At 69.0% G+C, this 15,223-nt stretch carries 12 protein-coding genes and 2 pseudogenes; 3 read left to right on the forward strand and 11 right to left on the reverse strand.

What is annotated here, in order from left to right; genetic code table 11:
• The 7 genes from GQF42_RS36400 to GQF42_RS36430 form a co-directional block, all read right to left on the reverse strand.
• The gene (locus GQF42_RS36400; RefSeq protein WP_158927038.1) at positions 1 to 1,038 is read right to left on the reverse strand and encodes a zinc-dependent alcohol dehydrogenase; all 1,038 of its coding nucleotides are present in this window, start codon (positions 1,036 to 1,038) and stop codon (positions 1 to 3) included.
• On the reverse strand, positions 1,035 to 1,472 hold the full coding sequence (locus GQF42_RS36405) for an RbsD/FucU domain-containing protein (protein ID WP_158927040.1): 438 nt from the start codon (positions 1,470 to 1,472) through the stop codon (positions 1,035 to 1,037). The genes GQF42_RS36400 and GQF42_RS36405 overlap by 4 nt, the downstream gene beginning before the upstream one ends.
• Positions 1,463 to 2,365: an amidohydrolase family protein gene (locus tag GQF42_RS36410; RefSeq protein ID WP_158927042.1), complete on the reverse strand. Its 903-nt coding sequence runs from the start codon at positions 2,363 to 2,365 to the stop codon at positions 1,463 to 1,465. The genes GQF42_RS36405 and GQF42_RS36410 overlap by 10 nt, the downstream gene beginning before the upstream one ends.
• Complete coding sequence (locus tag GQF42_RS36415) at positions 2,358 to 3,692, reverse strand: enolase C-terminal domain-like protein (protein WP_158927045.1); 1,335 nt, start codon at positions 3,690 to 3,692, stop codon at positions 2,358 to 2,360. Before GQF42_RS36415 ends, GQF42_RS36410 begins: the two co-directional genes overlap by 8 nt.
• 92 nt (positions 3,693 to 3,784) lie before the next feature.
• Entirely contained in the window at positions 3,785 to 4,828 is a 1,044-nt protein-coding gene (locus GQF42_RS36420; RefSeq protein ID WP_158927047.1) for an ABC transporter permease, read from the reverse strand.
• Positions 4,821 to 6,383: a sugar ABC transporter ATP-binding protein gene (locus GQF42_RS36425; protein WP_158927049.1), complete on the reverse strand. Its 1,563-nt coding sequence runs from the start codon at positions 6,381 to 6,383 to the stop codon at positions 4,821 to 4,823. The genes GQF42_RS36420 and GQF42_RS36425 overlap by 8 nt, the downstream gene beginning before the upstream one ends.
• Positions 6,384 to 6,429: 46 nt before the next feature.
• A complete protein-coding gene (locus tag GQF42_RS36430; protein WP_158927051.1) occupies positions 6,430 to 7,491 on the reverse strand; it encodes a sugar ABC transporter substrate-binding protein in 1,062 nt (353 codons plus the stop codon).
• 473 nt (positions 7,492 to 7,964) lie between these two features.
• Here GQF42_RS36430 and GQF42_RS36435 point away from each other — a divergent pair, with 473 nt between their 5' ends.
• Positions 7,965 to 10,196: an alpha-L-fucosidase gene (locus GQF42_RS36435; RefSeq protein ID WP_158927053.1), complete on the forward strand. Its 2,232-nt coding sequence runs from the start codon at positions 7,965 to 7,967 to the stop codon at positions 10,194 to 10,196.
• A gap of 559 nt (positions 10,197 to 10,755) precedes the next feature.
• On the opposite strand, the gene GQF42_RS36440 is transcribed toward GQF42_RS36435, so the two are convergent.
• Together GQF42_RS36440 and GQF42_RS36445 are read right to left on the reverse strand one after the other, a co-directional pair.
• Positions 10,756 to 11,598 (reverse strand): patatin-like phospholipase family protein, encoded by an 843-nt coding sequence (locus GQF42_RS36440; protein ID WP_158927055.1) that lies wholly within the window; start codon positions 11,596 to 11,598, stop codon positions 10,756 to 10,758.
• A gap of 327 nt (positions 11,599 to 11,925) precedes the next feature.
• On the reverse strand, positions 11,926 to 12,348 hold the full coding sequence (locus tag GQF42_RS36445) for a winged helix-turn-helix transcriptional regulator (protein WP_158927057.1): 423 nt from the start codon (positions 12,346 to 12,348) through the stop codon (positions 11,926 to 11,928).
• A 131-nt stretch (positions 12,349 to 12,479) separates the two neighbouring features.
• Between GQF42_RS36445 and GQF42_RS36450 the strand changes: the two genes are divergently transcribed.
• Both GQF42_RS36450 and GQF42_RS36455 read left to right on the forward strand, forming a co-directional pair.
• A complete protein-coding gene (locus GQF42_RS36450; RefSeq protein ID WP_158927059.1) occupies positions 12,480 to 13,352 on the forward strand; it encodes an aldo/keto reductase family oxidoreductase in 873 nt (290 codons plus the stop codon).
• Between the two features lie 106 nt (positions 13,353 to 13,458).
• Positions 13,459 to 14,242: pseudogene (locus GQF42_RS36455) on the forward strand (SDR family oxidoreductase).
• Between the two features lie 54 nt (positions 14,243 to 14,296).
• Here the strand turns inward: GQF42_RS36455 and GQF42_RS47830 are convergent.
• Positions 14,297 to 14,425, reverse strand: a pseudogene (locus GQF42_RS47830) (IS256 family transposase); the annotation flags it as partial.
• A 266-nt stretch (positions 14,426 to 14,691) separates the two neighbouring features.
• Positions 14,692 to 15,153, reverse strand: a complete 462-nt coding sequence (locus GQF42_RS36460; protein ID WP_158927061.1) for a PD40 domain-containing protein — start codon at positions 15,151 to 15,153, stop codon at positions 14,692 to 14,694.
• Positions 15,154 to 15,223: the final 70 nt, after the last annotated feature.

The raw sequence follows: 15,223 nt of genomic DNA on the forward strand, positions 1-15,223 counted from the left end.
TCAGGCTCCCGTCGCGTCGTTGCCGCAGTCCACCAGGATCTTCATCACGTCCCCGCCCGCCTCCAGCGCCTCGAAGGCCGCGGGCGCCTCGGTGAGCGGCACGACCTTGCTGATCAGCCGCTCGGCGGGGATCGTGCCGTCCGCCACCAGGGTCACCGCCCGCTCGAAGTCGGAGCGGTCGTACAACCGGGCGCCCACGAGGGTGAGCTCCCGCCAGAAGAAGCGGTGCAGGTTCATCTCGCGCGGGCGGGGGTGGATCGCCACCAGGCACAGGCGGCCGCGCACGCCCAGTACCTCCACGGCGGTGCCGACACCGCCCGCGGCGCCGGAGACCTCGAAGGCGACGTCCGCGCCCGCGCCGCCGGTCCACCGCTGGACGAGTTCGGGCACGTCGTCGGCGGCCGGGTCCCACGCGGTCAGGCCCAACTCCTCGGCCAGGAGGCGTCGGTGGGTACTGAGCTCCACCACGCGGACCTCGGCACCGGCGGCCCGCGCCACCAGCGCGATGAGCACCCCGACCGGTCCGCCGCCGACCACGACGACCCGCTCGTCCTCCCGCACCTCGGCCCGGCCGACATCGTGCACAGCCACGGCCGTGGGCTCCACGAGTGCGGCCCGGTCCAGGGCGAGGGAGCCGGGCAGCCGGACGAGGGTAGCGGCCGGCACGGTCCAGCGCTGCTGCATCGCGCCCGGCGAGTCGATGCCGATGAAGTCGAGGTTCTGGCAGATGTGCCGGTGACCGGAGGCACACGCCGGGCAGGTTCCGTCCCAGCGCAGCGGCATCACGGTCACCGCGTCACCGGGCTGCCAGCCCTCCACGTCCGGCCCGACGCGTGCGACGCGGCCGGACATCTCGTGTCCGAGGACGGCGGGCGCGGCGACCCGGGCGTCCATGTCGCCGTGGAAGATGTGCAGGTCGGTGCCGCAGATGCCGACGTAGGCGGGCGCCAGTTCCACCTCGCCGGGGCCGGGGGAGGAGGCCTCGGCGGGCGCCGTGTCCAGGGTGCGGGCGGCCGTGTAGCGGACTGCGAGTGTCATCGTGGGGTCAGGGTCCCTTCAGCGCGGACGCCGATGGTCAGCAGCAGGTTGGCGTACGTACGGATGTCGGCGGTGACGATGGCCAGCGCCAGGTCGGGGGAGCGCGCGGCGTCGTAGAAGGCGAACCGGTCCAGCGTCTCCACCGGGGCGGGCGCCAGCCTGGCGCGGTACTCGGCGATGGCCGGCGGCTCCGGTTCACCCTCGGGCGGCACCATCACCTGGGCCGACTCGACGGGGATCGCGCGCAGGAGGGCGTCGAGCACGGTGGTGACGTCCAGCAGACCCGGCCTCAGGTTGAGGTGGACGGTCCTGGCCCGCTCTCCGGCGGCCGTACTGGCGGGGTAGTGGCCGTCGGCGAGCAGGACGCGGGCGCCGTGGCCGGCTCCGGCCAGGGCTTCGAGGATTCCGGGGTGCAGCAGGTCCGTCAGGAGCACGGCGTCCCCTCCTTCGTCGGGGCAGGCGTCAGGTGGTAGAAGTCCGTCGCGGTGCCGGCGAGCACCGCGTGGATCTCGGTGCCGGAGCAGTCGCCCAGGAGTTCGTCCACGGCGGCCGCCCAGCGGTTCCAGCCGCCGGCGAGGACGCAGACCGGCCAGTCGGAGCCGAACATCAGCCGGTCGGGGCCGAAGGCGGAGAGCAGGACGTCCCACACCGGGCGGATGTCGTCGACGGTCCACTTCTCGTGGTCGGCCTCCGTGACGAGCCCCGACACCTTGCAGCGGACCTGGGGATGCCGGGCCAGTGTCCGCACCTGCTGTGCCCAGTCGGCCAGTTCCCGCGTCACGAGAGGCGGCTTGCCCGCATGGTCCAGGACGAGGGACAGCTCCGGCAGCCTCTCCGCGAGACGGATCGCCTGCGGGAACTGGTGGCTGCGGATCAGCACGTCATACCCGAGCCCGCGCTCTGCGACCGCTCGCAACCCCCGCTCGACCTCCGGGCGTTGCAGCCAGTGCGGGTCGGACTCGCCCTGCACGATGTGCCGGACGGCCCGCAGGTACCGGCTTGCAGAGCCCGTCCGCAGGTCGTCGAGGACGTCGCCGATCGCCGGGGACGTCAGGTCCGCCCAGCCGACGACGGCGCCGATCAGCGGGTCGCTTTCGGCCAGGGCGAGGAGGTCGCGTGTCTCGGGGACGGACGTGACGCACTGGACGAGCACCGTACTCGTCAGCCGTCGTCCGGCGATCGGCCGGGTCGCGGCCGATCGCAGGGCGTACGAGCTGAAGTTGCGGCGGAGCGGTTCGTGCCCGGGCTGGTCCAGCCAGGGCTGCGGCCGGATGTCCAGGTTCCACACGTGGTGGTGGGCGTCGACGAGGGTCTGGGCATCAGACACGGGCGGTCCAGACGGGTCCGTCGGGGTAGGCGTACTCCTTGAGGGACTCCGGGTGCATCTGCGCGCTCAGCCCGGGAAGTTCCGGCGCCAGATAGTGACCGTCGGCGATGCGCACCGGGTCGGTGAAGTGCTCGTGGAGGTGGTCGACGTACTCGATGACCCGGTTCTCGGCCGTCCCGGAGACGGCGACGTAGTCGAACATCGACAGGTGCTGCACCATCTCGCACAGACCGACACCGCCGGCGTGCGGGCACACCGGCACGCCGAACTTCGAGGCGAGCAGCAGGATCGCGATGTTCTCGTTGACGCCGCCGACCCGTGCGCTGTCGATCTGCACGATGTCCACCGCGCCGGCCTGGAGGAGCTGCTTGAAGACGACCCGGTTGGCGATGTGCTCGCCGGTGGCGACCTTGATGGGGCCGACGGCCTTGCGGACGGCGGCGTGGCCGAGGATGTCGTCCGGGGAGGTGGGTTCCTCGATCCAGTACGGCTGGTACGGCGCCAGGGCGCGCACCCAGTCGATCGCGTCCTGGACGTCCCATCTCTGGTTGGCGTCCACGGCGATACGGATGCCGGCGCCGACCGTCTCGCGGGCCACCTGCATGCGTCGTACGTCGTCCTCCAGCGACGCGCCGACCTTCAGCTTGATCTGGGTGAAGCCGGCGGCGACGGCCTCCCGGGCCAGGCGGGCCAGCTTCTCGTCGGAGTAGCCGAGCCAGCCGGGGGTGGTGGTGTAGGCGGGGTAGCCGCGCTCCAGCAGGCGGGCGGTGCGCTCCTGGCGGCCCGGTTCGGCACGGCACAGGATGTCCAGGGCGTCCTCTGGAGTGAGTGCGTCGCTGAGCCAGCGGAAGTCGACCTGCGCGACCAGTTCCTCGGGCGGCATCTCGCCGAGGAAGCGCCACACGGGCTTGCCCGCACGCTTGGCCGCGAGGTCCCAGGCGGCGTTGACCACCGCGCCGGTGGCCATGTGAATCGCCCCCTTCTCCGGTCCGAGCCAGCGCAGTTGAGGGTCGTGGACGAGGGAGCGGGAGAAGGCTCCGAGGTCGCCGCAGACCTCCTCGACGGACAGGCCCACCACATGGGGTGCGAGGGCCGCGATGGCGGCGGCCTGCACGTCGTTGCCGCGTCCGGTGGTGAAGGCCAGGGCGTGGCCCTCCAGCCCGTCGCCGGCGTCGGTACGCAGGATCACGTAGGCGGCCGAGTAGTCGGGTTCGGGGTTCATCGCGTCCGACCCGTCCAGGTGCTCGGACGTCGGGAACCGCACGTCCAGGACGTCGAGGGCGGTGATACGGGCAGATGCCGATGGAGCGGACACGGCAGAGGACATGACGGCAACTCCTGTGAGAGCAGGTGGGAACACGGCCCCCTGCGACGGAAGGGCGAGCGGCGAGCGGTGTGCGGCGGCGACGGCCGCCCGGTTCACTCCTGCACCTTGCCGCCGGTGATACGCGAGATGGTCAGGGCGACCAGGATGATCAGGCCGTTGAGGGCACCGATCCACTGTGCGGGGACGCCCGCGAGCGTCAGCACGTTCTGGATCATGAACAGCAGCAGGATGCCGCTGAAGGCGCCGAACATGGTGCCCTTGCCGCCGTTGAGGCTGATTCCGCCGATGACGGCGGCGGCGAAGACGGTGAAGATGTAGCCGTTGCCCTGTGCGGAGGCGACCGAGGCGAGGCGGCCGGACAGCAGCAGCCCGGCGAGGGCGGCGAGCACGCTGCCGGTGACGATGACGATCCACAGCACCCGGTCGGTACGGATGCCGGCCGCCTTCGCAGCGTCGACGTTGCCGCCGATGGCGTACAGCGAGCGGCCGAAGCTGGTCCAGCCGAGGACGACGATGGCGACCGCGAACAGCACCAGGCAGATCCAGATCGACGCGGGCATCCCGAACCATTCGGCGGTGCCCGGGTACAGCATGGACGGTGGCAGCTGGAAGAAGGTCTGGCCGCCGGAGATGCCGGTGAGGACGCCCCGCAGCACGATCAGCATGCCGAGGGTGACGATGAAGCCGTTGAGACCGAAGCGGATGATCAGCAGGGCGTTGATCACTCCGACGAGCGCGCCCACGGCGAGGGTGACGGGGATGGCCCAGGCGCCGGGGAGCAGGCCGAGACCGTGCCCGGCGCCGGCCGGCACCACCAGCCAGGCCGCGACGCCCGGTGCGAGCCCCATGGTGGACTCCAGCGACAGGTCCATCTTCTTGACGATCAGGATCATCGTCTGGGCGAGGACCAGCAGGGCCATCTCGGACATGGTCTGCAGGACGTTGATGAGGTTGTCCACCTGCAGGAAGACCGGGTTGACGATCTGGCCGACGATCGCGATGACCACGATGGCGGGCACGAGGGCGAGGTCGCGCAGCCGGGCCAGCGGTATCCGGCCGCCGAGCAGCGCGGTCCGCTTCGCCCGAGGCTCCGTGCCCTTGGCTGCGGCGGTGTCGGCGAGGACGGTTTCAGGCATCGAGGTCCACTCCTTCCATCGCGGCCACGAGTTCGTGGTCGTGCCAGCCGCGGGCGATCTCTGAGGTCACACGGCCCTGGAACATCACCAGGACCCGGTCGCACATGCGCAGGTCGTCGAGTTCGTCGGAGGCGATGAGCACTCCGGTGCCGGTCTGCGCGGTCTCCTCGACCTTTCCGAGGAGGAACTCCTTGGAGCGCACGTCCACGCCCGCGGTCGGATTGATCAGAACCAGCAGCCGGGGGTCGTCGGCGAGGGCGCGGGCCATGACGACCTTCTGCTGGTTGCCGCCGGAGAGGGCGGAGACGGGCAGGTCGGGGCCGGGTGTCTTGATCGCCAGGTGCTCGATCATCCCCTCGGCGAGCCGGTCGCGTCGGCTGCGGCTGAGGAATCCGTTCCTGCCGAGCCTGCGGGGAACGGACAGTGTGGCGTTGTCCGCGATCGACATGTCCGGCACGAAGCCCTGGTGGTGCCGGTCCTGCGGGACGAACCCGGCGCCGGCGGCGAGCGCGGCGGGCACGCTGCCGGGACGTGGACGGTTGCCGGCGATCTCCACCTCGCCGCTGTCTGCGGCCCGCAGTCCCACGACGGTCTCGGCCACTTCGGTGCGTCCGCTGCCCGCGGCCCCCGCGAGCCCGACGATCTCCCCGGCGCCGACCTGGAAGGTGATGTCGCCGTAGGTCTCGCCGCCCAGACCCCGGACGCTGAGCGCGGCCGGGGCGCCGGCGTCGAGGGTGCTCGCCCGCTCCTCGCGCCGGTCGGCCGCCGCCTCACCGGTCATGGCGGCGACGAGTTCGGTGCGGGGCAGTTCGGCCACCGGGGCGGTCAGGATGTGGCGGGCGTCCCGGAACACCGTCACCATGTCGCAGATCTCGTAGATCTCCTGCAGGTGGTGGCTGATGAACAGGAAGGTCACGCCCTGCCGTTGCAGGTCGCGGATGCGGTCGAAGAGGCGGTTGATCGCCGCGGCGTCGAGCTGGGCGGTCGGCTCGTCGAGGATGATGAACCGGGCACCGAAGGACAGGGCCCGGGCGATCTCCACGAACTGTCGTTGCTCCACGCTGAGATCGGCGGCGGGCGTCTGCGGGTCGACGTCCACGGACCAGGTCGACAGCAGGTCCTGTGCGCGGCGGCGTACGCCCTGCCAGCTGATGAGCCTGTGGCGGCCGTGGTCGTGCCGGTTCAGGAAGAGGTTCTCGGCGACGGTCAGCGTGGGGATGATCGTCGACTTCTGGTAGACGCAGGCCACACGCCGGCGCCAGGCGTCGCGGTCCGTGAGCCGTGGCGCCGGGCTGCCGCCGAAGGTCACCGTTCCCTCGTCCGGGGCCTGCAGGCCGGTGAGGACGGAGACCAGGGTCGACTTGCCGGCGCCGTTGCGGCCGACGAGCGCGTGCGTCTCGCCGGGCCTGATGGTGATCCGGGTGCCGTTCAGGGCCACCGTAGGACCGAATCGTTTGACCACGCCCGTCGCCTCGACGACGGGCGGATCTGCCGGGACCCGTCCGTCGTCCGTCGGGGCGGGTGCGGGGCGGACTGCTCGTTCCCCGTCGCTCATCTCAACCGCCTTGGTGGTGTTCGCCGTTGGTCTTCGGGACGTGGTGTCAGCCGAGGTTGCCCCACAGCGACTTGTCGTCGCTCTTGACGCTGGGCACGCCGCCGTAGGTGGCGCCGTCGGCGGTGACGAGCGGAGCCGAGAGCTGGTCCTCGAGCAGCCCGTCGCGGACCTTGACGATGGTGCTGTCGTGGTCGGTCCTGCCGGGCTGGAACGTCTTCCCGTCGATCGCGGCCTTCAGGTAGTACAGGGCGTACTTGGCGTAGAGGTCGGCCGGCTGGGAGACCGTGGCGTCGATCTGCCCGGCGGCGATGTCCTTCAGCTCCTCCGGGATGCCGTCGTTGGAGACGACGAACACGTGCTTCTTGTCCTTCGGGCCGGCCAACAGCCCCTTCTGCTTGAGCACCTGGAGCGTCCCGGACAGTGCGAAGCTGGACTGCATGTAGACGCCCTTGATGTCCGGGTTGGCGGTCAGGTCCGTCTGCAGCTTCTGCGCGGCGACCGCACCGTCCCAGTTCGTGGCCTCGCCGAACACCTTGATGCCCGGGTAGTTCGCCTTCATGCACGCGTTGAACGCCTCGGTGCGGTCACGGCCGTTGATCGAGGAGAGGTCGCCCTGGAGCATGACGACCTTGCCCTTGCCCCCGAGCTTGATGCCGAGGTACTTGCACGCCTTCTCGCCGTACGCGCGGTTGTCGGCGCGGACGACCATGAAGACCTTGCCGGTGTCGGGACGGGTGTCGACCGTGACGACCGGGATCTTCTTGGCCTCCAGCTGCGCCAGGGTGGGGGCGATGGCGGCGGTGTCCTGCGGGGCCATCGCTATTCCCTTGACGCCCTGACTGATGAACGTCTGTGCGTTGGAGGTGAGTTTGGCGACGTCGTTCTGCGAGTTGGTGGTCTTGAACGAGAGGCCGAGCTGCTTGGCGTACTCCGGTGTGTACTTGATGTACGAGTTCCAGAAGTCGGTGTCGGAACGCGGGTAGTCGACGCCGACCAGCGGCGCGTCGCTCGATGCGGACGCGGTGCCCGAGCCGCTGCTGCAGGCGCTGAGCAGAGCCAGGGCGGACAGGGCCGAGGCGGTGGAGCAGAGAGCAGTTCTGAGTCTCATCGATACTTCCTCGCGCTGGTCCCGGAGCGGGAGAGGGTGTGCAGGGCGACGACTGCGGGCCGCCACATCGGAGAGATGGGATGTATGTATAGGCGGCGACCGAGGGCCCTGTCTAGGTCTTGGCAGAATCCACTGCAAACCAGGGGGACTTGGAGCAGCCTGCGATGGCTCGGGGGTCGAATCGATCCCATCAATGATGCGTATTTGTGATGCGTCGGCGGCTTGTCCTCGGGCTTTCCGTGTGGCGGTGCGCCCTTCGCACATCGCATCGCGCAAACATGCCATGTCTGACGATTAATAAACGGGACATAACTGTCTAACTCCGTATGAACCTTTGAGTTAAGAGCTTGCTTTCATCCCTGCACGCCCGTTGACATCCGCGCGTCACATGGTCGAACTTCATGCGTAACGTGCGGCGCTCCAGAGCCGTGGGCGTCGTGTCTCCCCTTGTCCCCCACCTCAGGGATGTCCTCATGCCGAACTCGTTCAACAGACGCCAGTTCCTGGCCGCCGCCACATGTGCAGCGGCGGCGACCGTCGCCGGCGGCAGCCTCGGGTCCGGCGTCGCACAGGCGGCACCGAGCACCTACACACCGTCGTGGCCCTCGCTCGACCAGCACCCGCCCGCCCCCGAGTGGTTCCAGGACGCCAAGTTCGGCATCTACTTCCACTGGGGCGTCTTCAGCGTTCCGGCCTATGGGAACGAGTGGTATCCGCGCAGGATGTACATCAGCGGAGACTCGGTCAACCAGCACCACATCGCGACCTACGGCGACCCGTCCGTGTGGCCGTACCACAACTTCATCAACGGGGCGAAGGACCTGGCGGGCAACTTCGTGCAGTTCGCACCGAGGCTGAAGTCGGCGGGCGGCAACTTCGACCCCGACGAGTGGGCGCAGCTGTTCGTCGACGCGGGCGCGAGGTTCGCCGGGCCGGTCGCCGAACACCATGACGGCTTCTCCATGTGGAACAGCCGGGTCAACGAGTGGAACTCGGTCGCCAAGGGACCGAAGCTCAACCTGCTCCAGCTGTTCACCGACTCCATCCGCGCCAAGGGGCTGAAGCTCCTGGTGGCCATGCACCACGCGTACAACTTCAACGGCTACTACGACCACGTGCCGACGCAGTCCGACCCGAGCCTGCAGAAGCTGTACGGGCAACTGGGCACCACGGCGGAGAACCAGCTGTGGTACGACAAGCTCAAGGAGGTCATCGACCTCGCCCGGCCCGACATCCTCTGGGAGGACTTCGACCTGTCCAAGGTCGACGAGGGCCAGCGGCTGAACTTCCTGTCGTACTACTACAACCAGGCGAACACCTGGGGTCGCGAAGTCGTCGCCACCTACAAGGACGGCTTCGACAGCCACGGCGAGGTCTTCGACTACGAGCGCGGCGGCCCCGCCGACATCACCGCCCCCTACTGGCTCACCGACGACAGCATCTCCAGCTCCAGCTGGTGCTACACGAACGGCATCGGCTACTACAGCACCCAGCAGATGCTGCACTCACTGATCGACCGGGTCAGCAAGAACGGCAACATGCTGCTCAACATCGCTCCGATGGCGGACGGCACCATCCCCCAGGCACAGCAGGACATCCTCCTCGGCATCGGCGACTACCTGAAGCGCTTCGGTGAGTCGGTGTACTCCACCCGGGCCTGGACCGCATACGGCGAAGGTCCCACGCAGATGGGCGGCGGCGCCTTCACCACCCCGCAAGCAGGCACCCCGCAGGACATCCGCTTCACCCGGAACAAGAACGACGCCGTCCTGTACGCCACGGTCCTCGGCTGGCCGGGCAGCACACTGACGATATCGACGCTCAACTCGGCCCGGATCGACGTCAGCTCCCTGACCTCGGTGCAGCTCCTGAACTCCACCGCCGGCACGTACACGAACCTGCCCACCCCAACGCAGGACTCGACCGGGCTGCACGTGACCCTGCCGTCGTCGGCGCCGTTCTCCGCCCTCGCCTACGTCGTGAAGCTGACCTTCTCCGGCCGGATACCCACCCTGCAGCCACTGGCCGGGGCCGTGGCCTACCAGGACGTCAACTACTCCGGTGGCTACGCCGTGCTCCCCATCGGCTCCTACACGGCTGACCAGTTGACGCTCGCCGGACTGCCCAGTCCCAGCCTGTCCTCCCTGAAGCTGGCCCCCGGCTACCAGATCATCGGCTACCCCGGTGACAACTTCACCGGCACCGCCTGGACCTTCACCTCCGACAACGCCGACCTGCGCAACACCGGCAACAACGACGCCGTCGTGTCGATGAAGGTGCAGTTCAACCCCTCGGCCCTGCTCAGGATCACCAACGTCACCGACGGGCTGGTGCTGGACAGCGGCGGCAACGTCCCCAGCGGCTCCAACCTCAAGCAGTGGACCTGGGACGGCAGCACCAACCTGCAGTGGCAGGCCGTCGAGCTCGGCAACGGCTACTACAAGCTGGTCAACCGCACCAACGGCATGGTCGCCGACGGATGGGGCGCCACCACGAACGGCTCCGCCGCCCAGCAGGCTCCCTGGAACGGCGGCACCAACCAGCAGTGGCAGATCACGCCCCGCGGTGGCGCCAGGTACTGGATCGTCAACCGCACCACCGGCCTCGTCCTCGACGGCGGCGGCAACGTGCCCTCGGGCTCCGTGACCAAGCAGTGGTCCGGGAACAGCAGTCCCAACATGGAGTGGACCTTCACGGCGGTGTGACTCCAGCACAGGCATGACGAGCGGCTGCCGCGGGCGCGCTCGAGGGGGCAGCTGCCCCACTGGATTGGCCCCCGGCGGCCTCTCACCGCCGTTCGCCTGCACGGACCTTGCCGCGCCGACCGGTCCGCCGCGGACTCGGTCGGGGCGCGACTTGATGATCCGCACCGATGAACACGGGAGTTCCTGTTGCCTGCGCTGTCCACTTTTCGCCGAATGCGCCAGGGGTTGGCGGCCTCCTTGGCCACGCTGGCGTTCGCCCTCGCCGGTCTGGTGGCCTCCACCGGCGCCTCGCGCGCCGCCACGCAGGACAACGAGGGACGAACAACCTGATGACGTACGCCGTCGTGCCGATCCTGCCCGCTGGCCGGGATCGGCACAGCCGGCTCCCCGGTGAACCAGGCGGGTGGCTCCAGCGGCCCTGCGCGACAGCCCCGGGGACTGCCGCCGCTCTCCTCGTCGCGTGTGAGGGCCGGGAAGCCCCGTCATCCGTCCGAGCTGTTGGTGGCTTCCGTTCTGAGGGCCGATGCCGTCGGCGACGGCCACCCTGTCGCGCCGTGTGCTACGCCATGGTCCACAGCGCGGCGATCTCCTGCGCGGCCGCCCGGCCCTGGCCGAAACCGGCGTGGCCCGCAGGGGTCCTGCTGGCAGGGGACAGCGGGTCGGTGCCGAAGGCGGCAAGAGCGGCATCGTCGGGGGTGATGACCTCAATCAGGCCGCCCCGCTCCGCGATTGAGGCCGCGTCTGCATCCAGTACCGGGTCGGGCATCGGAGCGATGACGAGAGTACGGGCGTAGCCCGCTGCGAGATCAAGGTTGGTGAGCGAACGGACGCCGCCGTCGATGTAGCGGTCGTCTCCGACCGTCGCGGCAGGCCACACGCCGGGAATGGCGCAGCTCGCCGTCACAGCGTCCACCAGGCCGACGCCGGAGCTGCGGTCGAAGATCCGGGTCTCACCGCGGACAGCGTGCACGGCGATCACCGACAGATTGCGCTCCGGCCACCTGTGGGACGGCAACCGGGCCTCGATGACTGCCCGCCGGGCGGCCTCGGTCACGGTTTCGGCGGCCAGAGCCATCTCGCCCATCCGACGCAGGCGTTGCACCGGGTCGGTGACCTCGGCGTCGACCTTCGCGGCGAACTCGAAGGCCTCGACGAGCGCGCCTGCCCTCGGTGTCAGTTCCTTCTGCTGCAGCGCGGGGTCCACCTGCGCCCCGAACAGCGCCGGCGGCTCCACACCGCTGGTGAGCTGTGCGGCCACCACCGACCCGGCCGAGGTCCCGAACAGGGCGTCCGCGTCGGTGACATCGAGCCCGGCGTCAGCGAGACCGGCCAGCACGCCCGTAGCCCAGGCTATTCCGGCCACCCCGCCACCGCCGACGACCAGCGCACGTTCGTTCTTCATCCCTACCCCCAGGACTGCTGATCCGGTTGAACGTCACTGCAAAGTCCCAGGTGGGTAGGGATATTCCTGAGCGCAGCGTTCACCGATGGACAGACACCAGCCCGGCCAGCCCCTCCCGCAGCCGGTAGCCGGCTCAGCCCCGATCCTTTGCAACGGTCTGCGGCGGAGTCGGCAGACCGATTCCAGGACCAGCAACTGCGCCGATCGACTGGCCTCAGCCCGGTCGCGGCGTCCGGTCCGGAATAGCGGCTCGATCCGCGTCCACTGCACGTCACGCAAGGTCGGGTTCATCTCGGTCCGCAGCAGAGACGGACAACGCTGTCCACGCTAGGAAGCTTGGGCGTCGTGCTTGTCGCGGTTGGCGAGGACTTGGTCCATGTGGGTCTGTGCCCACTGCCTGAGCCCGCGTGTCAGGTGGTGAAGTGAGAGGCCGAGGTCAGTCAGCTCGTAGGTGACGGTGACGGGGACCGTGGGTGTCACGGTGCGGGTGAGCAGGCCGTCGCGTTCGAGGGCTCGCAGCGTCTGGGTCAGCATCTTCTGGCTGACGCCGGCCAGTAGCCGGGCCAGCTCGGAGAAGCGCATCGCCTTCGGGGCGTGCGATGCGCCGGGCTGTTCGGACGCGTCACCGCCCAGCGCGCACAGGATCAGGACGGCCCACTTGTCCGAGATCCGGTCGAGGAGCTGGCGGCTGGGGCACACCGCGAGGAAAGCGTTGTACTCCGCCTTCTTGTCGGCCTTCGTCGTCGCCACTGATCTCGCCTCTCACCCTCTGGGGTAGTTACGCACTTCAGAGTGCCTACTTCCCGATGGGAAGTTCGTCTTCAATCCTGGTGCAAGGGGACCGGAGACACCACCCCTGGCACTTGGTGAAAGGCATCACGATGAACACGCCCTCCACACCTCTTCCCGGCGGAATCCGGACGCTCGGCGACTCGACCGTCACCCGTTACGGCTATGGAGCGATGCAGCTCGCCGGACCGTGGGTCATGGGGCCGCCCGCTGACCACGACGGCGCCCTGGCCGTCCTGCGCGAGGCAGTCAGCCTCGGAATCACCCACATCGACACCAGCTACGCCTACGGACCGCGCATCACGAATGAGCTGATCCGCGAAGCGTTGCACCCCTACCCGAAGTCGCTGTTCATCGCCACCAAGGTGGGCGCAAACCGCGACGCGCAGGGCGGCTGGCCCACGGCCCGGCGCCCCCAAGACCTGCGCAAGCAGGTCCACGAGAACCTCGAATCCCTCGGCGTCGAGGCCCTTGACCTGGTCAACATGCGCATGGGTGACGCCCAGGGCCCCCAGCCCGGCTCGATCGCCGAAGCATTCGAAACGCTCGTCGGCCTCCAGCGAGAGGGCCTGATCCGCCACCTCGGCGTCAGCAACGCCACCGCGGAGCAGATCGCAGAGGCACGTGGCATCGCCCCGATCGTGTGCGTGCAGAACATGTACAACCTCGCCCACCGCCACGACGACGACCTCGTGGACCACCTCGCCGCCGACGGCATCGCCTACGTGCCGTTCTTCCCCCTGGGAGGCTTCACGCCGCTACAGTCCGAAGCCCTCTCGCAGGTCGCGAGCCGGCTGGAGGCGACGCCGATGTCGGTAGCGCTGGCCTGGCTGATGCAACGCTCGCCGAACATCCTGCTCATCCCGGGTACCTCGTCAACCGCCCACCTGCGCGAGAACATTGCAGGCGCCGGGCTCTGCCTCTCCGACGAGGACATGGCTGAACTGGACAGCATCGGCCCCTGAACGACACACAGGTCGTCGACCGCACGAGCAACCGTCAAGACTTGTGGATGAGCTGAAGGGAAATCGGGTTGCCCTCCCCGGGTAGCAGGCCGAACGATTGCGCTTTGTGACGACTGCTGATGAGAAGCCGCTGTTCGATGCCGCCAGACCGGTCGCGTTGGTGACCGGCGTCGGCCGGTCCATCGGAATCGGTGCGGAGATCGCTCGCCGACTGGCGGAGGCAGGCTGGAACGTTCACGTACTGGACGCCGTACGACGCGCGCATGGCCTGGGGCATCGAGGCCGACGCCGCGGACACCATCGCCAAGGCCCTGGAGGAACGGGGCGCCTTCACCGCGGCGGTCGAGGCGGACCTCGCCGATCCTGAGGCCCCAGAGCGAGTCTTTGACCAGGCTCAGGGCAGTCTCGGCAACATCACCGCGTTGGTGATGTGCCACTGCGAGTCGGTGGACTCTGGCCTGCTCGACACCACCCTGGAGAGCTTCGACCGCCACTTCGCGGTCAATGCGCGTGCCACCTGGCTGCTGATCCGTGAGTTCGGCCGCCGCTTCCGCGGCACTCCGGGGACCGGACGCGTGATCGCCCTCACCAGTGACCACACCGTCGGCAACGTGCCCTATGGGGCGAGCAAGGGCGCACTCGACCGCATCACCCTGGCCGCTGCCCACGAACTCGCCCACCTCGGGATCACCGCCAACGTGATCAACCCCGGCCCGATCGACACCGGATGGATGTCCGACGACATCCGCGACCAGGTACTGCGCCAGACACCGCTGGGACGTCTGGGCAGCCCACAGGACACCGCTCACCTGGTGGACTTCCTGTGCTCACCGCAGGGCCAGTGGATCACCGGCCAACTGCTCAAGAGCAACGGCGGTCTCGCCGACTGACCAGCCGGCCCGGCTGCGCGGCCTCCGGCCGCTCAACCGGTACACCGTTCTCGAAACGGCCCCCGCCCGGACGAGCGACACCAGGTGGGCACCGGTGATCGCCCGCCATCGGGCCTGGGCAGATGCAACAAGCTTGAACACCATCGCCAAGGCGGCGGCCGGGCTGCCGGCACCGGAGACGACCGGGTCGATCAGCGAGCGCGCCTCGGCAAGGTGGTCAGGGCGTTGGTCGTGGCGAGGTGGGTCAGGCGCGACAGCACGACAGATCATGATGCAGTCGATGTTCTGGACGAGTGAGGACATTGGGGCGAGGGGCGGGCACGGCCGGCGACAGGCGATCGGGGCCGTGAACCGGGCGGATGCTTTATCTGCACCCGCACTGGCGAGATTCGACGGTGGTGCGCGTCAGGCTGATGCGAGGACGGGCGTCGGAATCGATCGGCGTGCCGTCACGGCGCGCCGGTGGGCACCGGATGGATCACGTCCGGAACGTTGGGCTGTTCACAGGGCGGGGTGTACCTCTCGTGGGGCACATATTTCTGCCACTCCTTCGGGTCGATCGCATCGCCGACGGCGGTGCACAGTTGGTGCTCGTCGTCCTCGGGATCGCCGCTCCACACGTCCACCGACTCGGAGACCGTGGTGACCAGGAAGTGCCCGGTGGGGCTGAAGGCGACGGTTCCCGAGATGCTGATCGAGTCCTGGTATGCCATTCCCCCCTGGGGGACGGGAGCGTGGGGATCGGTGACGTCCCACAGCGCCACACGCCCGCGGCTGTCCTCCGGACCGAAGGCCTCGCCCTGGTCACCGTCCTCCACGAAGGCGAGGGTACGTCCGTCGGGGCTGAACGACGGGGCGGATGAACCGGCTCCGGGCGAGTAGATGATGCCGGCGGTGTTCGCGTACGCCATCGGCGAGTTCCTCGCCGTCCTGACCGTTCGCGAATCCGCCGCCGAAGTAGGCGCTCGCCGCTGGCTGGAG

Source organism: Streptomyces broussonetiae (assembly GCF_009796285.1).
GTDB lineage: Bacteria > Actinomycetota > Actinomycetes > Streptomycetales > Streptomycetaceae > Streptomyces > Streptomyces broussonetiae.